The organism is Pseudomonas sp. QC2 (assembly GCF_002859085.1).
Taxonomy (GTDB): Bacteria; Pseudomonadota; Gammaproteobacteria; order Pseudomonadales; family Pseudomonadaceae; genus Aquipseudomonas; species Aquipseudomonas petroselini.
In genome coordinates, this window is record NZ_PKKS01000016.1 from 34,279 (window position 1) to 52,038 (window position 17,760).

Genomic DNA, 17,760 nt, shown 5'->3' on the forward strand with positions numbered 1-17,760 from the left:
CTTGGTTGGCTATTGTCGGACCACAAAGGAGCGCGTCCCATGCCCGTCGCTTTTCGTTTGCCGTTGCAGGTCTTCTTCGAACGTGAAGCGCGTCATCCGCGCCAAACCTTCCTGGTCCAGCCCTCTGGCGGCGGCGAGGTGCAGCCCCTCACCTGGGGTGAGGTCGGCCACCAGGCCCGTTGCGCCGCGCACTGGCTGCGGGCCCGCGAGTTGCCCCAGGGCTCGCACATTGCCCTGATCTCGAAAAACTGTGCCCACTGGATCATCGCCGACCTGGCCATCTGGATGGCCGGGCACGTCTCAGTGCCGCTGTACCCTAACCTCACCGCCGACTCCGTTGCCCATGTGCTGACCCATTCCGAGGCGGCGCTGGTGTTTATCGGCAAACTCGACGACTGGCCCGCGATGGCGCCTGGCGTGCCGTCCAATGTCCCGACCATCAGCTTGCCGCTGTGCCCGACCGGCACGTTCGATTTCAGCTGGGCTGACCTGCAAGCCTGTTCGCCGATCCAGGACGAGCCGCTGCTGGCCGCTACGGACCTGGCCACCATCATCTACACCTCCGGCACGACCGGCCTGCCCAAGGGCGTGATGCACAGCTTCGGCGCGCTGGGGTTTGCCGCCACCCGTGGCACCGAGCTGTTCGGGTTGGGGGAGGGCGACCGGCTACTGTCGTACTTGCCGCTGTGTCATGTGGCGGAGCGCATGTTTGTAGAAATGGCGGCGATCTACACCGGGCAAACGGTATTTTTCGCCGAAAGCCTGGATACGTTTCTGACCGATCTGCGTAGGGCGCGTCCGACCGCCCTGTTTGGAGTGCCGCGTATCTGGACCAAATTCCAGATGGGCGTCTACGCCAAAATCCCCGAGAAGCGCCTGGACACCCTGCTGCGCCTGCCTTTCATCGGCAAGCGGGTGGGCCACAAGGTGCTCGCCGGCCTGGGCCTGGACGCGTTGCGCATTGCCCTGTCGGGTGCGGCGCCGGTGCCCGAGGCGCTGCTGCGCTGGTATCAACGCCTGGGCCTGGATGTGCTGGAGGTGTACGGCATGACCGAAAGTTGCGGCTACTCCCACGTGTGCCGCCCCGGCCAGCAGACCCTCGGCTGGATCGGCCTGCCGTGCCCCGGCGTGGAAGTACGTATCGACCCCGAAGGCGAAGTCCAGGTGCGCAGCGGTGCGACTATGCTCGGTTACTACAAAGACCCGCAGAAAACCGCCGAGACGATTACCGCCGATGGTTTCCTGCGCACCGGCGACAAGGGCGAACAGGATGCCGATGGTCGCCTGCGCCTGACCGGGCGGCTCAAGGAAATCTTCAAGACCAGCAAAGGTAAATACGTGGCGCCGGCGCCGATTGAAAACCGCTTGGCTGAACATGCGCGTATCGAGCAGGTGTGCGTAGTGGGGGATGGGCTGCCCGCGCCGATAGGGTTGTGCGTGTTATCGGCGGTGAGCGAGGACCCGCACGCACTGCGCAGCAGCCTTGAGCGTTGGCTGGCACAGGTCAACCAGGCGCTGGATAAGCATGAACGCCTGCGCCAACTGGTGGTGGTGAAAGACAACTGGGCGGTGGAGAACGGCTTCCTGACCCCGACCTTGAAGATCAAGCGCAACGTGATCGAATCGACTTACGGTGCACAATTCCAGGCATGGAGCGAGCGTTCCGAAACCGTTCTGTGGCAGGATTAGGATCATCATAAAACCAACAAGGACAACGGCATGAGCCTCTGGCGTACCCAACCGAATATCGACCAACTCAATGCGGCCCAGAAAAACACCATCGGTGAACTGTTGGATATCCGCTTTGAAAGCTTCGACGACGACTCCCTGACCGCCAGCATGGTGGTCGATCATCGCACCCACCAGCCCTACGGCCTGCTGCACGGCGGCGCGTCGGTGGTGTTGGCCGAGAGTGTCGGCTCCATGGCGGCCTACCTGTGCATCGATGCCAGCAAGTTCTATTGCGTGGGGCTGGAGGTCAACGCCAACCACCTGCGCGGTGTGCGCAGCGGGCGCGTAACGGCGGTGGCCAAGGCGATTCACATTGGCCGCACCACCCAGGTCTGGGACATCCGCTTGACCAGTGACGATGGCAAAACCAGCTGCGTGTCGCGCCTGACCATGGCCGTGGTGCCGCTGGGCGAGACCCCACCGGCGCGATAGGCGTGGCGTGAGTGTCATCATTCCTGGCAGTTACAGTCATTGCTGTGTACGTCGGGCATGGTGACAATCAATCTCTGTTTTTGTAGATGGATCCGGTATGTCGCAGCATGTGTTTTTTGCCCACGCCAATGGTTTCCCTTCGGCCACCTACGGCAAGTTGTTTGCCGCCCTGGCGCCGGAATACGCAGTGGCTCACCTGCCGCAACACGGTCACGACCCCAGGTTTCCGGTGGACGATAACTGGCAGAACCTGGTGGACGAACTGATCCATCATCTGGAGCAGCAACCGGAACCGGTGTGGGGCGTGGGCCATTCCCTCGGGGGGGTCTTGCACCTGCACGCGGCCATGCGTTGCCCGCAGCTGTATCGCGGCGTGGTGATGCTGGATTCGCCGGTGCTGACCCGTGCCGACCGCTGGGTGATCCGCGCGGCCAAGCGCTTCGGGTTTATCGACCGCCTGACCCCGGCCGGGCGTACCCTGGGGCGGCGCGAAGAGTTCAGCGACCTGGACGCCGCACGCAGCTATTTCGCCGGCAAGACCCTGTTCCGTGGCTTTGACCCGGAATGCTTCGACGCTTACCTGCAACATGGCCTGCATCAGGTGGGCGATCGCCTGCGCCTGCGCTTCGACCCGGCCACCGAAATCAGCATCTACCGTGGCGTGCCCCATACCAGCCCCGGCCAGGTGCGCCAATTGAAAGTGCCGCTGGCCGTCGTGCGCGGCCGGCAGAGCCGGGTGGTGATGCGTCACCACGCCAGCGGTGTCGGGCGCCTGCCCATGGGTGAAATGCTCACCATGCCCGGCGGCCATATGTTCCCCCTTGAACGCCCCCAGGACACCGCGGCCTTGATCAAGCAGCTGTTCTCCCGCTGGGAAGCCCGCGAGCAGAGTTGCGCATGAGCACACCGGTTGAAGAGGTGCGCCTGAGCCTGCCGCATATCGAACTGGCGGCCCACCTGTTCGGCCCCGAGGACGGTTTGCCGGTGATCGCCCTGCATGGCTGGCTGGACAACGCCAACAGTTTTGCGCGACTGGCGCCCAAACTTCAGGGCCTGCGCATCGTTGCCCTGGACATGGCCGGGCACGGGCATTCGGCGCATCGTCCTAGCGGCGCCGGTTATGCCTGGTGGGATTACGTGTATGACGTGCTGCAAGTCGCCGAGCAGTTGGGTTGGAAACGTTTTGCATTACTTGGCCACTCCCTCGGCGCCATCGTGTCTCTGGTGCTGGCGGGTGCGTTGCCGGAGCGCGTGACGCACCTGGGATTGATCGACGGTGTGATCCCGCCGACCGCCAGCGGTGAGAACGCCGCCGAGCGGCTGGGCATGGCCTTGCAGGCGCAATTGAACCTGCAGGACAAGCGCAAGCCGGTCTATAACACTCTGGACCGAGCGGTCGAGGCGCGCATGAAAGGCGTGGTGGCGGTCAGTCGCGAAGCCGCGCAACTGCTGGCCCAGCGCGGTTTGATGCCGGTGCCGGGCGGCTACACCTGGCGTACCGACAGTCGCTTGACCCTCGCTTCGCCGATGCGCCTGACCGACGAACAAGCCATGGCTTTCGTACGGCGCGTCAGTTGCCCTACGCAGTTGGTGGTGGCTGCCGACGGCATGCTGGCGAAACATTCAGAATTGCTTTCTCAACTACCCTTTACGGTCACCACGCTGCCGGGTGGCCATCATTTACACCTGAATGATGAGCCCGGCGCGGTCCTTGTTGCAGACTGTTTCAATCGGTTCTTCACCACGCCTTGACTTGGCGCGGTCAACTGCCGAGGCTGGGCGGATTGAAAGGGAGTCAACCATGAACCATCTCAACACCGCTGTGCGCTCCGATGGCCAGGGCTCATTGATCCGATGAGCCTACGTAAAGGATCTATCCGTGCCCTCGGGCTGTGCTGTTTCAGTCCCCTGGTGTTCGCCGCCGATGTGCCAGGAAGCCAGGATTTACCGGCAGTGTCACGTCAGGTCGACTCACAGATCGTCGACTACCGCCCCGCCGAAGAGAAGGAACGCATCTACCCGATGGGCGCGATCCGCAAGATCAGCGGCCAACTGCGTTACGAAGGGCAGGCCACCGCCCGTGGGCACGCCACGGCGATTACCTATGAGCTGCCCGCCGAGCACACCTCCAGTGCCGCGTTTACCGCTACGCGTGAAGCGTTGCAGGCGAAGGGCGCGCAGCTGTTGTTCTGGTGCCAGGCCCGCGATTGCGGCGAAAGCAGCCTGTGGGCCAATGAAGTATTCGGCAACGCCAAGCTCGTCGGTGCCGATGGGCAACAGGAATACCTGCTGCTGCGCCTGGCCGCCCCGCAGGACAACTCCCTGGTGGCGCTGTACGGCATCACCCGTGGCAATCGCCGCGCCTATCTGCATGTGGAACAACTGGACGCCAACGCGCCGCTGGGCAACCTGTTGCCCACCTCGGCGACTCTGCTGCGCGAGTTGAAAAGCACCGGCGAGCTGGATTTTCCAGCGCTCGGCGGCGACCCTGACGACACCTGGCTGACCCTGATTTCCCGTGGGTTGAACCTTGACGCCACCTTGCGCGTCAGCCTGACCGGCCCGAATGCCGAAGCCTGGCGCCAGGCACTGGTCGACAAAGGCGTGCGCGCCGCGCGCATGGAAACCGGTACTGCTGAAACCAAAGGCCTGCACCTGCATCTGATACGCTGACCGTTACAAGGCGAACGGACCCGCGCCGTTCGCCTAAGCTCTCTTCCTACAGCCTTCCTCTAGAGATACTCCATGCTCAATAACGATCGCCTGCTGGTGCAAATCCTGCTGCTGGTGCTGTTCGGTGCCAGCTTCTGGGTGATGGCGCCGTTCTGGTCGGCGCTGTTCTGGGGCGCGGTGCTAGCGTTTGCCAGTTGGCCGTTGATGGTCCTGCTCACCCGCTGGCTGGGCGGGCGTGAATCCCTGTCCGCCGGTATCCTCACGTTGTGCTGGATGTTGCTGGTGGCATTGCCGCTGGTGTGGCTGGGTTTCAACCTCGCGGACCATGTGCGCGATGCCACGGCATTGATCAAGGATATCCAGGTCGATGGCCTGCCGGCGGCACCGACCTGGCTCGGCTCGATCCCGTTTGTCGGCGAACGGCTGGTGGCAATGTGGGACAGCATCGACCAGCAGGGCGCGGCCTTGATGGTCAGCATCAAGCCGTACCTGGGGCAGGTCGGCAATTGGCTGCTGGCGCGCAGTGCACAGATCGGTGGTGGCATCCTGGAACTCACCCTGAGCCTGGTCTTCGTGTTCTTTTTCTATCGTGACGGGCCGCGCCTGGCCATGTTCGTCCATCGCTTGCTGGAGCGCTTGATCGGCGACCGCGCCGGCTACTACATCGAATTGGTGGCGGGGACGGTCCAACGGGTGGTCAACGGTGTGATCGGCACCGCCGCCGCCCAGGCCGTGCTGGCGCTGATTGGTTTCCTGATCGCCGGCGTACCAGGTGCGTTGGTGCTGGGTATCGTCACCTTCCTGCTCAGCCTGATCCCCATGGGCCCGCCGCTGGTGTGGATCCCGGCCACCGCTTGGCTGGCCTGGAAGGGCGACTACACCTACGCGGTGTTCCTTGGCGTGTGGGGCACCTTCATCATCAGCGGCGTGGACAACGTGCTCAAACCCTACCTGATCAGCCGTGGCGGCAACCTGCCGCTGGTGATCGTGCTGCTCGGGGTGTTCGGCGGCTTGATTGCCTTTGGTTTCATCGGCCTGTTCATCGGCCCGACCTTGCTGGCGGTGGCCTACAGCTTGTTGATGGATTGGAGCGCGGCCCAGGCCCAGGGGCGTCGTGAAGACAAGCCGCTGTAACGATGGTGTGAGGGCTCATGGGGGTGTGGGCTGTCTGTGGTGAGGGGTTGGATCTCAGGTCCTCGGTAACCACATCACCGCAGTCAACCCACCGCCTGGGGTTTCCTCAAGCTCCAGTCGACCGCCGAGGCGTTCCGCCGCCTCCTTGGAAATCGTCATGCCCAGGCCGACCCCGCCGGAATTGCGATTGCGTGAGCCTTCCAGCCGATAGAACGGCTCGAACACCGCCTCGCGTTTGTCTGCCGCAATTCCCGGCCCGTGGTCGATAACGCGAATGACCAAGGCTTCACGGCTGTCTTGCAGTTCGATGCGCGCAGTACCGGCATAACGCAAGGCATTGTCGATCAGGTTGTTGAGGCAGGAACGCAGGGCCATCGGCTGCACCTGCAAGGGCACGCAGCTGCCGGCGAATTGCACATCGCAGCCTTGGTCCTGGGCGTTCTCGCTCATCGACTCCACCAACGCCTGCACATCCAGCCAATGCCGGGTTTCGCTGGTGCGTTGTTCGTGCAGGTAGCTCAGGGTGGCGTCGAGCATGCCGATCATGTCGTCCAAGTCCTGGCGCATCTGGCCCTGCAGCTTGGTGTCTTCGATCTGTTCCAGGCGCAGCTTGAGGCGTGACAGCGGCGTGCGCAGGTCATGGGAGACGGCACCGAGCATGCGCGCACGCTGGCTGACCTGTTCGCGGATACGCCGTTGCATCAGGTTGAAGGTCGACGCCGCTTGCTGAGCCTCCCGCGGTCCCGATTCGTCGAGGGGCGGGCTGTCGAGGTCCAGGCTCAAGCGCTCGGCGGCGTCGCTGAGGCGCTGGATCGGTCGGCTCAACAGTTTGGCACCGTACCAGGCGGCGATAATCAGCGAGACGAATTGAAACGTCAGGGGCACCACCGGGCCGCCAAACCAGGGGCGATGGTGCTCCTTGCGCAGCGGCACCAGCCTGCCGTCCGGCTGCTCGATAAACTGTTCAGGCGGTGGGGGGGGCGGTTGGCCGTAATGGTGGAACCAGAAGAACGCCAGCGCATGGGCCAGCACGATAGCCACCAGCAACACGCCGAACAGCCGACCGAACAGCGTGTTGAAGGGGGCACGCATCAACCGATATCCCGCGCATCGAACAGGTAGCCTTCGCCCCGCACGGTCTTGATCAGTTGTGGCGCCTTGGGATCATCGCCGAGTTTTTGCCGCAGGCGCGAGACCAGCAAGTCGATGCTGCGGTCAAAGGCTTCGATCGAGCGACCACGGGCGGCATCCAGCAATTGCTCGCGGCTGAGTACCCGGCGTGGGCGCTCGATAAACACCCACAGCAGGCGGAATTCGGCGTTGGACAGCGGCACTACCAGGCCATCATCCGCCACCAGCTGGCGCAATACGCTGTTGAGGCGCCAGTTGTCGAAGCGGATATTGGCACGCTGTTCGGTGCGATCATCGCGCACCCGGCGCAGGATGGTCTGGATACGCGCCACCAGCTCACGGGGTTCGAACGGCTTGGACATGTAGTCGTCGGCGCCCAGCTCCAGGCCGATGATGCGGTCGGTGGGTTCGCAGCGGGCGGTGAGCATCAGGATCGGGATATCCGATTCCGAGCGCAGCCAGCGGCACAGCGACAGGCCGTCCTCGCCAGGCAGCATCAGGTCGAGCACCACCACGTCAAAGGTTTCGGCTTGCATGGCCTGGCGCATGGTCGTGCCGTCGGTCACGCCGGTGGCGAGGATACCGAAGCGCGCCAGGTAGTCGATCAGCAGTTCGCGGATCGGCACATCGTCGTCAACAATCAGCGCACGGGTGTTCCAGCGCTTGTCATCGGCGATCACCGCGCCTTTTTGCTCGTCGTTCACAGGGGCGGAAGGGGTCTGCATAGTGTGATCATCTGCCTGGTTGTTGCGGTCAGCATAGGCGCCCAGCCACATGGCTGGAAGTGCTGCTCGGTGGGTCGTGCGAGCGAGGCTAGCGGTGGGGCGTGTTGGGGGCATGTCGTGAATGTATCTGTTTTGAAACAATTGCCCAAAAAATGCTCGCTCAAGGGCGGTTGGGCAGTATTTACCGATCATCGGATCCCGCAACGGCGCTGCGTGCGCTACAATCCGCGCCGATTTCGACTTGCCTGAGAGCCCATTCCAATGTCCGTCTGCCAGACGCCTATCATCGTCGCCCTGGATTACCCCACCCGTGACGCCGCACTGAAGCTGGCTGACCAGTTGGACCCGAAACTGTGTCGGGTCAAGGTCGGCAAGGAACTGTTCACCAGTTGCGCCGCGGAAATCGTCGGCACCCTGCGTGACAAAGGTTTCGAGGTGTTCCTCGACCTGAAATTCCACGACATCCCGAATACCACCGCCATGGCGGTCAAGGCCGCCGCCGAAATGGGCGTGTGGATGGTCAACGTGCACTGCTCCGGTGGCCTGCGCATGATGACGGCCTGCCGTGAAGTGCTGGAACAGCGCAGCGGCCCTAAACCTTTGCTGATCGGTGTGACCGTGCTGACCAGCATGGAGCGCGAGGATCTGGCCGGTATCGGCCTGGATATCGAGCCTCAGGAACAGGTGCTGCGTTTGGCCGCCCTGGCGCAGAAAGCCGGCCTTGATGGCTTGGTGTGTTCGGCGCTGGAAGCCCAGGCGTTGAAAACTGCGCATCCATCGCTGCAACTGGTGACTCCGGGGATTCGTCCGGCGGGGAGCGCCCAGGATGATCAGCGCCGTATCTTGACCCCGCGTCAGGCGCTGGACGCGGGTTCGGATTACCTGGTGATTGGGCGTCCGATCAGCCAGGCGGCGGATCCGGCCAAGGCGTTGGCTGACGTGGTCGCCGAAATCGCCTGATTGTCAAAGGTGGGAGGGGGCAAGCCCCCTCCCACATTCAGATCTCCACCCTCTAGATCTATCGCTTGTCAGCTGACCTTGAGCACCAGCTTTCCGAAGTTCTCTCCGTTGAACAACTTCATCAGCGTCTCCGGGAACGTTTCCAGTCCCTCCACGATGTCCTCCTTGCTCTTGAGCTTGCCCTGCGCCATCCAGGCGGCCATTTCCTGGCCGGCGGCGGCGAAATTTGCGGCGTGATCCATCACCACAAAACCTTCCATGCGCGCGCGATTGACCAGCAGTGACAAGTAGTTGGCCGGGCCCTTCACGGCTTCCTTGTTGTTGTATTGGCTGATGGCACCGCAAATCACCACGCGGGCCTTCAACGCCAGGCGGCTGAGCACCGCGTCGAGGATATCGCCACCGACGTTATCGAAATACACGTCCACACCTTTGGGGCACTCGCGTTTGAGTGCGGCGGGCACGTCTTCGCTTTTGTAGTCGATGGCGGCGTCGAAGCCCAGTTCGTCGACCAGGAACTTGCACTTGTCGGCGCCGCCGGCAATGCCCACCACGCGGCAGCCTTTGATCTTGGCGATCTGGCCGGCAATGCTGCCCACGGCGCCGGCTGCGCCCGAAATCACTACGGTTTCACCGGCCTTGGGCGCGCCGGTGTCCAGCAGTGCGAAGTAAGCGGTCATGCCGGTCATGCCCAAGGCAGACAGGTAACGGGGGAGGGGCGCGAGTGTCGGGTCCACCTTATAGAAGCCGCGTGGCTCGCCGAGGAAGTAATCCTGCACGCCCAAGGCGCCGTTGACGTAGTCGCCGACCGCGAATTTCGAGTTGTTCGAGGCAATCACCTTGCCCACGCCCAGCGCACGCATCACTTCACCGATGCCGACCGGCGGAATATACGACTTGCCTTCATTCATCCAGCCACGCATGGCCGGGTCGAGGGACAGGTATTCATTGCGCACCAGCACTTGGCCGTCCTGGGGGGTACCCACCGGTACTTCCTGGTAGGTGAACGTCTCCCGGGTGGCCGCGCCGACCGGGCGCTTGGCGAGCAGGAATTGGCGGTTGGTCTGGGCGGTCATGGCAGCGACTCTTCTGGAAATGAACCTGAAGTGATAGACCTTGAACGGGTAGAGGGCAAGGTTCACCGAGGGCGCGAATGCCCTTCGATAGACAGTGCTGATAGTCGGGTGGTGGCTCTTATCACTGCGATTCATGCAGCGCCAACCGGCCTTTTGATAGTGCTGACGCGCCCGGCGCGGCGTTGGCTAGACTCGACCCACTGCTATTCCCCCAACAGGACATCTTCTTATGAGCATGACGTTTTCCGGCCAGGTCGCTCTGGTAACGGGTGCCGCCGCCGGTATCGGCCGCGCTACCGCGTTGGCGTTCGCCGCCGAAGGCTTGAAGGTCGTGGTCGCCGACCTGGATGCGGCGGGCGGCGAGGGCACCGTTGCCTTGATTCACCAGGCCGGCGGCGAAGCGCTGTTTGTGCGCTGCAACGTCACGCTGGAGGGGGAGGTGCAGCAATTGATGGCCCAGACCCTCGCCGCCTATGGCCGCCTGGACTATGCCTTCAATAATGCCGGGATCGAGATCGAGAAGGGTAAGCTGGCTGACGGCAGCCTGGATGAGTTCGACGCGATCATGGGCGTCAACGTCAAAGGCGTGTGGTTGTGCATGAAGCACCAATTGCCGCTCTTGCTGGCCCAGGGCGGCGGCGCGATTGTTAACACCGCGTCGGTCGCGGGGCTGGGCGCTGCGCCGAAGATGAGCATTTATGCCGCGTCCAAACATGCGGTGATCGGCCTGACCAAATCGGCGGCCATTGAGTATGCGAAGAAGAAAATCCGCGTCAACGCGGTGTGCCCGGCGGTGATCGATACAGATATGTTCCGGCGTGCCTATGAAGCCGACCCACGCAAAGCCGAATTCGCCGCCGCCATGCACCCGGTCGGGCGCATTGGCAAGGTCGAGGAAATCGCCAGTGCGGTGCTGTATCTGTGCAGCGACGGTGCGGCATTTACCACTGGCCAAGCGTTGGCGGTGGACGGTGGCGCGACGGCGATCTAGGACCTCACCTCGCTCTCCATTCGAAAACGTTGGGGGGGCTGTGGGGCTTTTCCATAGCTGGCAGTGTGCCCTGTCAAAATGTGTATCATTAGGTAAATAATCCAATAGAATCAATACTTTAATAAAACTTGGCGACGGGTCGACAAGGGCTTCTGTGCTTAACTGTTCCGGGTTGAATAACAGACAGTTGAAGTGAGTGGCGCATGGATTTAGGGATCGATCGACAAGCCCTTGTACCGGTGGTGCAGCAGATCATCAGCGCAGTGGCGCAATGGATTCGCACGAGTGGGGCGAGCCCTGGCACACGCTTACCGTCCATCCGCCAGGTGGCCCTTGATAACCTGCTCAGCCAGTCCAGCGTCATTGAGGCGTTCGAGCGGATGGTCGCCCAGGGCTTGCTGGTGTCCAAGCAGGGGGCAGGTTTCAGGGTGGCCCAGCCGCCGCAGGCGCACGAAGGCCAGTGGTACGAAGGTGCTGAGCGGGAATGGGGGGCTTTCGCCGATAACCCATTGGGCGAGCTCAAGCTGGGTTGCGGCTGGTTGCCGGATGCCTGGCGCGAAAGCGATGACATCAGTTACGCGATTCGTGAAGTCACCCGTACCGACACCGCCGGGCTGTTCAACTACAGCCCCCCATTGGGTCTGCCGGCGTTGCGTGAGCAACTGCTCAAGCGCCTGGCCCAGGCGCATATTGCCAGCAGCGTTGACCGTATCCTCACCACCGCAGGCGCCAGCCATGCCCAGGACTTGCTGATACGCACACTGCTCAAGGCCGGTGATTGCGTGGTGGTCGAAACGCCGGGGTACGGCAACCTCTATCGGCAATTGTCATTCCACGGTGTGCAGTTGCTGGAAGTGCCGCGCACGCGGGGTGGCCCGGACATTCCTGCACTGGAAACCCTGCTGCAGCGGCATCGGCCCAAATGCCTGTTTATCAACAGCCTGTATCACAACCCGACCGGCTCCAGCCTGAGTCGCGAGGTGGCGGAGCGTTTATTGGCGCTGGCGCACCGCGAGAACTTCCTGATTATCGAAGAGGACGTGTTCGGCGACCTGCAACACGCCAGCTGCACGCGGCTGTCGGCAATGCCCCATGATGACCGGGTGATCTACGTCGCGAGCTTTTCCAAGACCCTGAGCAGCGCCTTGCGCGTGGGCTATCTCAGTGCCAGCACGGCGATCATCACTCAATTGACGAGCCTCAAGACGTTGACCGGCTTCGGCACCTCGCGGTTTGCTGAAGCGGTGGTGGCCACACTGCTGGCTAATGGCACCTATCGTAAGTGGGTGCAACGCTTGCGCAAGCGCTTGAGTATGGAAATGGCGGCGACCTTGCAAGTGCTGGAAGACGAGGAGTGGGAGGTGTTTGCCACTCCCGCTGGCGGTATGTTCTTGTGGGCGCGACCGGGGCAGGCGGATCACTCACGGCTGCAGGCGTGTGCCCGGCGTCTCGGGGTGTTGTTATCGCCGGGGGCGTTGTTCAGCCCGACCAGCGAACCCAGTGAGTGGCTACGCATCAATGTGGCCTATGCTGCTGATCAACGGGCTTTGGCATTGTTCCGCGCCATGGGACCCGCCAGATCGACCTCGAGCATTCTGAAAACGACGAACCTGTAGCTTTTTGCCATTATTGTGGCGCCAACGACTTGTGCTCAGGGCCTTGTGGTTGCCAATCTCGCCGATGTAAACCGGGCTCGATGGCAATTGCCATTGCAAGAGGATTCAAGTGCAATGATTTCGGCCGTGCAACGACAATTCGCCAACCTCGGTATGGCAAAAAAACTGGGCTTGGGCTTCACCCTCGTGCTGCTGTTGACGGCCTTGGTCGCGGCGATCGGCGTGTGGTCCCTGCAAACCGTTGGCCAGCGCTTCGAAGGCCTCAAGGTCATGTCGTCGCTCAACAGCGGCTTGCTCAAGGTGCGCCTGATCGAGCAGAACTATGCGTTGCATGCCGACCCCAAGGACGTCGACGCGCTGCATGAAAGTGTGGATGCCTTGGCGGCCCTCGCCGCCAGCCTCAAAGCCGAATCGGCCGCCAACGTGCCGGTCATGGCCGAGGTCGAACAGGCCCTGGCCGCTTACCGCAAGGCGTTCGATGAGTTTGTCGAATTGACCCAGACCAAGGACCTTGCGTTGGAAATGGCCAGTTGGTCGGTGTCCAGCGTGGCCAATAACCTCGACGTATTGCAGGCCGGGCTGGCAGACGACGGCGCTTATGGCCTTAAGGAAAGCCAGGGCAAGGAAGGTGCCGAGTTTATCGAGCAGGCGGGGCAGGTCAGCCAGGTGTCGCGGCTGATGCTGCAAGCCATGAACGAAGCTCACGTACGCCTGGACCAGAGCCGCAAGGCGGACCAGGACGACGCCGAGCAAGGCAAGATTGAGCAGGCTGACCAGGCGCTGGCTCAGGTTGAGCAACTGAAGACCTCGGTCAAGGACCCCGGCTACCAGACTGTGCTTAACGAAGTGGCTGGGCATATCGCCGCGTTCAGCGAGAAGCTCGGTGAGTACACCGGCCTGCTGGCGCAGGAGAAGGTGGTCTACACGCAATTGCATGATCGGGCGGAGCAAGTGGTCGGCCGGGTCAACCAGGCCTATGCCGCCGAAGACCTGTCGATGCAGGCGCAGTTGAAGAAAAGCGCGATGCTGATCATCGGCTCTTCGGCCCTGGCCTTGCTGGTGGGGTTGATTGCAGCGTGGGTGATTACCCGGTTGATCGTCGCGCCGCTGCGCAGTGTGATCGCCGTGGCCCAGCAGATTGCCGCCGGTGACTTGAGCGGGCGCATGGAGGTCAGCCGCCGCGATGAAATCGGCCAGTTGATGCAGGCAATGCAACAGATGGGCAACGGCCTGAGCCAGATGGTCAGCGGCCTGCAAGCCGGTATCGAGCAACTGGCCAGCTCGGCGCATTCCTTGTCCAGTGTGACAGAGCAGACCAACGTCGAAGTCAGCAGCCAGAAAGAAGAAACCGAGCAGGTTGCCACGGCGATGAACCAGATGACCGCCACCGTGCACGATGTGGCGCGCAACGCCGAGGAGGCTGCGCAGGCCGCACAGACGGCGGACGACAAAGTCGACAGTGGCCAACAGGTGGTGCGCCAGAGTTTGCAGCGCATCGAGTTGCTGGCCACCTCCAGCACACGCGCCAGCGCGAGCATCGAAAGCCTGAGCACCGAGATCCAGCATATCGGCACCGTGTTGAGTGTGATCAAAAGCGTGGCCGAACAGACCAACCTGCTGGCCCTCAACGCCGCTATCGAAGCCGCGCGTGCCGGCGAGCAGGGGCGCGGTTTTGCGGTGGTGGCCGATGAGGTGCGGGCCTTGGCCAAGCGCACCCAGCAATCCACCGAAGAGATCGAGCGGCTGGTCAGCACCTTGCGCAGCGCGGCACAGTCATCGGTGCAGCAGATTCAGCAAAGCGGTGAGCTGGTGAAACTGGCGGTGAGTGATGCGCTGGAAACCGAAAGTGCCCTGGGCAGCATCGCGGTGGCGGTGTCGTTGATCCAGCAGATGAACCAGCAGATTGCGGCGGCGGCCGAGCAGCAAAGCTCGGTGGCCGAAGAGATCAACCGCAGTGTCACCAGTATCCGCGCCAGTGCCGATCAGTCGGCGCTGAGCATGCAGGGCAACGCCGCGTCGAGTATTCAACTGGCGCAGTTGGGGGCCGAGCTCAAGGGTATGGTGGGGCACTTCCGCCTGTGATCACCGCGCCTGCGCAGCGATCACAGGGGAGGGTGGTCAGGCGTGGTTGGCGAGAAAGGTCAGCAGGGCTTCGTTGACGAAGTCCGGGTTTTCCCTGGCGCTGATATGCCCGGCTTGCGGGATCAGGATCAGGCTGCAACCAATCAGTTCGGCCATTTCCTCGGACTCGGCGGGTGGGCGCGGTTTGTCCTGTTCGCCGCACATCACCAGTGTGGTGTCGGCGTCCAGGCGTGGCAACTGCTCCAGCACAGCCTCGCGGCTGAAGATCAAGCGGCCCAGGGGCACGATGCTCTCCAGCAGGCGCTCTTTGGAGTAGCCCTGCAATTGTTTGCGGAAGTCCTGGTACAGCGCGGATTCGCGGTCGATGTTCGGGCGGAAGAAGATCGGTGCGATCACGTCCAATAAAGGCTCAGGGATGGCGCCGGCATCTTCAATCATCTTGAACAGTGAGAAATAGTACTGGCGCGTGGCCTCGGGCTCGGCGCCCAGGTACGTGTCCATCAGCACCAGGCTGTTGATCCGCTCGGGTGCCAGCAGTGCCAGGCGTGCGCCCCACATGCCGCCGACCGAGAGCCCCACCAGGTTGATCTGTGCGATGTCCAGATGGTCCAGCAGGGCCAGGGTTTGGCGCGCAAGGTCGTCGAGGGAGTGAGTTTGCGTCGGCAACGGGCCTGATTCGCCATGCCCCCATAGCTCGGGCACGATCACACGGTACTGTTGCGAAAGGGCTTCGATCTGCGGCGCCCACATGTCGCGGTCCCACAGGTAACTTGAGCCCAATAGGACGACCGGGCCGGAACCCTGGTCGACGTAGTGCAGCGGTTGTCCATCAATGACGGCGACAGGCATAGCAGGCCTCTGACTTCATGGAGTGAGGGGCACTTTTTTACGCTAGTCGGGGGCGGGGGGATAGGTGCAAAGTGATGGCATGTGGTGAACTGTGTTCGCCAGATGGGCAGCGAGGGAGCTTGCTCCCGCTGGCGGCCTGACAGCCGAGCGCCATTTAACGGTTAGACCGCGATCCAAATGTGGGAGGGGGCTTGCCCCCGATAGCGGTGTGTCAGTCGATTCATCAGGTGACTGATTCAGCGCCATCGGGGCATCGGTATCTACACAATTCTGGGTATGGCGCTGGATCTGTGGCGAGGGAGCTTGCTCCCGCCGGCGGCCTTGCAGACGACCAGGATGTTGGATCAGACCGGGTACATATCCGTTATTTGGGTAACGGCTGCTATGGGTTCCGCCCTTACGGCGGCTCACTTTTGAAGAGCGCAAAAGTAAGCAAAACGCGCTTGCCCCAACACTCGGCACCTCGCTCACGCTCGGTGTGCCCGTAATCCGACAGGTATTTGGGGGGCCGCCGCCACGCGCCATCCATGGCGCGGGGCGGCTAAACCGGCATCCCTGCCGGTTTACCCCTCAAATCCCTGTCGAATTCCGGCCAGCGTGTTTGACGGGGCGCCTGAGATCAAAAGCGAGATCAAGATCAAGATCAAGATCAAGAGCGGCTCGCTTCGCATCGTGGTTAGGCTGGTTGCTACAGCGTTGTGTAGATACCTATGTATAAGGAGAGGGGCATCAGTCGTAGATGACTTTCTTCTTCCACTCGGCGTCGGCGTCGACCACTTTGAGGCCTTCGGTCAGTTCGTTGACTTCGTCTTCGGCCGGCTTGCTGTTGGTCAGCACCGTGGAGTTGGCGCGGGCCAGTTGGCCTTCCAGCTGTTGCAGCTGTGCGCTGTAGATGACCGGTTCAGGCTGTTTGCGCAGGTACTGCACGCCACGTTCGAAGGCCAGGCGCGCCTGGCCTGGCTGGCCTTGTTGCAGGGCGTGCTGGCCGAGGTTGTTGAAGAACTCGATATGCAGCAACACCAGGATATGGCGGATTTCCTTGATCCAGTGCTTGGCTTCGTTGGCCGGCAGGAAACCGTCTTGTGCGGCGCGGGTGACCTGACCATGTAGGGCTTCGAGCAGGAAGCGCACGTCCTTGGCCTTGGCTTCGGTCTGGATCGGCGCGGGTGGGTTGTTCACCGGGATCGATTCGCCCTGAGCCACCAGCGTATTGAGTTCGGCGATGCGGGCCTTGATGGGGGCGCTGGTCTTGTTGAGGTTCAACAGGCGCTGGTTGACGTTGAGTTCCAGTCGGGTAAGCAACAACTTGAGCGCCGGGGACATCAACTGGCCGGGGAAGGTCTCGGTGATTTCACCGCAACGGCGCAGGCGATCGTTAAGCTCGATCTCGGTGCGCTTCTTTTCCAGCTTGTTGTTTTCCACCACGTGGTTCATATAGCCAATGGCGATCAGTATTACGATCCCGGCTATTACCAGCAGGGTGATCATGAGTGGTGTCACCGGTGTGACCTCTTTATAGGGTTTACAGTGGAGTGTAGTGACTGGGCCATCCGGCGGATAGGGCTGATCGACCAGTTGCCCAGGTAGTTTGCTTCTCTATAGATAGGCGTCCGTTACATGGATGCACATTGCCATCATTTGTCGGAGCGAACTATAGCGCCTTGTCGGACGCCAGAATATAGGCGCCAAAGCCTGGGCGGGCACAATCCTCCGATAAGCCCGGAAAGCAGGGCGAAGTCATTGATTTAAATAAATTTATCCTTGGGGGTTGACGACCTTTCAATCCATCCATAGAATGCGCGCCACTTACAGCGTAAAGCACACAGCGAAACGCGGTAGGGAGTGAATGTTGTACGTGTGTCCCCTTCGTCTAGTGGCCTAGGACACCGCCCTTTCACGGCGGTAACAGGGGTTCGAGTCCCCTAGGGGACGCCAATATGCGGGAATAGCTCAGTTGGTAGAGCACGACCTTGCCAAGGTCGGGGTCGCGAGTTCGAGTCTCGTTTCCCGCTCCAAATTTAAGCGGTATTGCCTTCGGGTGGTACTGAGTGAAACCAGGGCATAATCTTCGGATTTAATCTCTGGACACTGAAATACACACCATGTGTTTCAGTTGTGTGTCCCCTTCGTCTAGTGGCCTAGGACACCGCCCTTTCACGGCGGTAACAGGGGTTCGAGTCCCCTAGGGGACGCCATTTGCGGGAATAGCTCAGTTGGTAGAGCACGACCTTGCCAAGGTCGGGGTCGCGAGTTCGAGTCTCGTTTCCCGCTCCATATTCAACGAAAACGCCGATCAGTGATGATCGGCGTTTTTGTTTGCGTGGGATTTATGCCGGACGAAAAAAACCGCCATCGCGACG

General features: G+C 61.8%; 15 protein-coding genes, 4 tRNA genes and 1 pseudogene. 15 read left to right on the forward strand and 5 right to left on the reverse strand.

Annotation, left to right across the window (positions count from 1 at the left end; all coding sequences use genetic code 11):
• The first annotated feature begins 39 nt into the window (after positions 1-39).
• From QCBJ_RS14195 to QCBJ_RS14220, 6 genes are all read left to right on the forward strand, one after another.
• The gene (locus tag QCBJ_RS14195; protein WP_102061071.1) at positions 40-1,689 is read left to right on the forward strand and encodes an AMP-binding protein; all 1,650 of its coding nucleotides are present in this window, start codon (positions 40-42) and stop codon (positions 1,687-1,689) included.
• Positions 1,690-1,719: 30 nt separating this feature from the next.
• The gene (locus QCBJ_RS14200; protein WP_012723111.1) at positions 1,720-2,163 is read left to right on the forward strand and encodes a hotdog fold thioesterase; all 444 of its coding nucleotides are present in this window, start codon (positions 1,720-1,722) and stop codon (positions 2,161-2,163) included.
• A 97-nt stretch (positions 2,164-2,260) separates the two neighbouring features.
• Positions 2,261-3,064: an alpha/beta fold hydrolase gene (locus QCBJ_RS14205; protein WP_064052875.1), complete on the forward strand. Its 804-nt coding sequence runs from the start codon at positions 2,261-2,263 to the stop codon at positions 3,062-3,064.
• A complete protein-coding gene (locus QCBJ_RS14210; protein WP_102061072.1) occupies positions 3,061-3,915 on the forward strand; it encodes an alpha/beta hydrolase in 855 nt (284 codons plus the stop codon). The genes QCBJ_RS14205 and QCBJ_RS14210 overlap by 4 nt, the downstream gene beginning before the upstream one ends.
• A gap of 102 nt (positions 3,916-4,017) precedes the next feature.
• On the forward strand, positions 4,018-4,836 hold the full coding sequence (locus QCBJ_RS14215) for a DUF4892 domain-containing protein (protein WP_012723114.1): 819 nt from the start codon (positions 4,018-4,020) through the stop codon (positions 4,834-4,836).
• 72 nt (positions 4,837-4,908) lie between these two features.
• Complete coding sequence (locus QCBJ_RS14220) at positions 4,909-5,970, forward strand: AI-2E family transporter (protein WP_102061073.1); 1,062 nt, start codon at positions 4,909-4,911, stop codon at positions 5,968-5,970.
• 54 nt (positions 5,971-6,024) lie between these two features.
• Here the strand turns inward: QCBJ_RS14220 and QCBJ_RS14225 are convergent, their stop codons facing one another.
• Positions 6,025-7,062, reverse strand: a complete 1,038-nt coding sequence (locus QCBJ_RS14225) for a HAMP domain-containing sensor histidine kinase (protein WP_046033839.1) — start codon at positions 7,060-7,062, stop codon at positions 6,025-6,027.
• Entirely contained in the window at positions 7,062-7,826 is a 765-nt protein-coding gene (locus QCBJ_RS14230; RefSeq protein ID WP_043206166.1) for a response regulator, read from the reverse strand. The genes QCBJ_RS14225 and QCBJ_RS14230 overlap by 1 nt, the downstream gene beginning before the upstream one ends.
• Before the next feature lie 261 nt (positions 7,827-8,087).
• Between QCBJ_RS14230 and pyrF the strand changes: the two genes are divergently transcribed.
• On the forward strand, positions 8,088-8,786 hold the full coding sequence (gene pyrF, locus QCBJ_RS14235) for an orotidine-5'-phosphate decarboxylase (RefSeq protein ID WP_012723118.1): 699 nt from the start codon (positions 8,088-8,090) through the stop codon (positions 8,784-8,786).
• Positions 8,787-8,854: 68 nt separating this feature from the next.
• Here pyrF and QCBJ_RS14240 read toward each other — a convergent pair whose 3' ends face one another.
• Positions 8,855-9,862 carry an NADP-dependent oxidoreductase gene (locus QCBJ_RS14240; protein ID WP_102061074.1) on the reverse strand — a complete coding sequence of 336 codons (1,008 nt, stop codon included), beginning with the start codon at positions 9,860-9,862 and terminating at the stop codon, positions 8,855-8,857.
• A gap of 229 nt (positions 9,863-10,091) precedes the next feature.
• Here QCBJ_RS14240 and QCBJ_RS14245 point away from each other — a divergent pair, with 229 nt between their 5' ends.
• The 4 genes and pseudogenes from QCBJ_RS14245 to QCBJ_RS30750 all read left to right on the forward strand — a co-directional run bounded on the left by QCBJ_RS14245 (position 10,092) and on the right by QCBJ_RS30750 (position 14,551).
• The gene (locus QCBJ_RS14245; RefSeq protein WP_012723120.1) at positions 10,092-10,853 is read left to right on the forward strand and encodes an SDR family oxidoreductase; all 762 of its coding nucleotides are present in this window, start codon (positions 10,092-10,094) and stop codon (positions 10,851-10,853) included.
• 203 nt (positions 10,854-11,056) lie between these two features.
• Entirely contained in the window at positions 11,057-12,469 is a 1,413-nt protein-coding gene (locus tag QCBJ_RS14250; protein ID WP_102061075.1) for a PLP-dependent aminotransferase family protein, read from the forward strand.
• Positions 12,470-13,492: 1,023 nt separating this feature from the next.
• Positions 13,493-13,645 (forward strand): annotated as a pseudogene (locus QCBJ_RS30745) (HAMP domain-containing protein); the annotation flags it as partial.
• Positions 13,646-13,846: 201 nt separating this feature from the next.
• A complete protein-coding gene (locus QCBJ_RS30750) occupies positions 13,847-14,551 on the forward strand; it encodes a methyl-accepting chemotaxis protein (protein WP_370636885.1) in 705 nt (234 codons plus the stop codon).
• Between the two features lie 36 nt (positions 14,552-14,587).
• On the opposite strand, the gene QCBJ_RS14260 is transcribed toward QCBJ_RS30750, so the two are convergent.
• Positions 14,588-15,400: an alpha/beta fold hydrolase gene (locus QCBJ_RS14260; RefSeq protein ID WP_093546170.1), complete on the reverse strand. Its 813-nt coding sequence runs from the start codon at positions 15,398-15,400 to the stop codon at positions 14,588-14,590.
• Between the two features lie 729 nt (positions 15,401-16,129).
• Positions 16,130-16,900, reverse strand: coding sequence for a hypothetical protein (locus QCBJ_RS14265; protein ID WP_012723124.1), 771 nt, complete (start codon positions 16,898-16,900; stop codon positions 16,130-16,132).
• Positions 16,901-17,259: 359 nt separating this feature from the next.
• Here QCBJ_RS14265 and QCBJ_RS14270 point away from each other — a divergent pair.
• From QCBJ_RS14270 to QCBJ_RS14285, 4 genes are all read left to right on the forward strand, one after another.
• A tRNA-Glu gene (locus QCBJ_RS14270) sits at positions 17,260-17,335 on the forward strand.
• Between the two features lie 4 nt (positions 17,336-17,339).
• Positions 17,340-17,415: transfer RNA gene (locus tag QCBJ_RS14275), tRNA-Gly, on the forward strand.
• Positions 17,416-17,519: 104 nt separating this feature from the next.
• Positions 17,520-17,595: transfer RNA gene (locus QCBJ_RS14280), tRNA-Glu, on the forward strand.
• A 3-nt stretch (positions 17,596-17,598) separates the two neighbouring features.
• Positions 17,599-17,674, forward strand: a tRNA-Gly gene (locus QCBJ_RS14285).
• Positions 17,675-17,760 lie beyond the last annotated feature (86 nt).

What these genes read in the sequence shown, in the direction of transcription:
- QCBJ_RS30750 (WP_370636885.1), top strand. Translation starts at nt 13,847, where the DNA reads ATGACCGCCACCGTGCACGATGTGGCGCGCAACGCCGAGGAGGCTGCG.
- QCBJ_RS14210 (WP_102061072.1), top strand. Translation starts at nt 3,061, where the DNA reads ATGAGCACACCGGTTGAAGAGGTGCGCCTGAGCCTGCCGCATATCGAA.
- QCBJ_RS14200 (WP_012723111.1), top strand. Translation starts at nt 1,720, where the DNA reads ATGAGCCTCTGGCGTACCCAACCGAATATCGACCAACTCAATGCGGCC.
- QCBJ_RS14230 (WP_043206166.1), bottom strand. Translation starts at nt 7,826, where the DNA reads ATGCAGACCCCTTCCGCCCCTGTGAACGACGAGCAAAAAGGCGCGGTG.
- QCBJ_RS14240 (WP_102061074.1), bottom strand. Translation starts at nt 9,862, where the DNA reads ATGACCGCCCAGACCAACCGCCAATTCCTGCTCGCCAAGCGCCCGGTC.
- QCBJ_RS14205 (WP_064052875.1), top strand. Translation starts at nt 2,261, where the DNA reads ATGTCGCAGCATGTGTTTTTTGCCCACGCCAATGGTTTCCCTTCGGCC.
- QCBJ_RS14220 (WP_102061073.1), top strand. Translation starts at nt 4,909, where the DNA reads ATGCTCAATAACGATCGCCTGCTGGTGCAAATCCTGCTGCTGGTGCTG.
- QCBJ_RS14225 (WP_046033839.1), bottom strand. Translation starts at nt 7,062, where the DNA reads ATGCGTGCCCCCTTCAACACGCTGTTCGGTCGGCTGTTCGGCGTGTTG.
- QCBJ_RS14195 (WP_102061071.1), top strand. Translation starts at nt 40, where the DNA reads ATGCCCGTCGCTTTTCGTTTGCCGTTGCAGGTCTTCTTCGAACGTGAA.
- QCBJ_RS14260 (WP_093546170.1), bottom strand. Translation starts at nt 15,400, where the DNA reads ATGCCTGTCGCCGTCATTGATGGACAACCGCTGCACTACGTCGACCAG.
- pyrF (WP_012723118.1), top strand. Translation starts at nt 8,088, where the DNA reads ATGTCCGTCTGCCAGACGCCTATCATCGTCGCCCTGGATTACCCCACC.
- QCBJ_RS14245 (WP_012723120.1), top strand. Translation starts at nt 10,092, where the DNA reads ATGAGCATGACGTTTTCCGGCCAGGTCGCTCTGGTAACGGGTGCCGCC.
- QCBJ_RS14250 (WP_102061075.1), top strand. Translation starts at nt 11,057, where the DNA reads ATGGATTTAGGGATCGATCGACAAGCCCTTGTACCGGTGGTGCAGCAG.
- QCBJ_RS14215 (WP_012723114.1), top strand. Translation starts at nt 4,018, where the DNA reads ATGAGCCTACGTAAAGGATCTATCCGTGCCCTCGGGCTGTGCTGTTTC.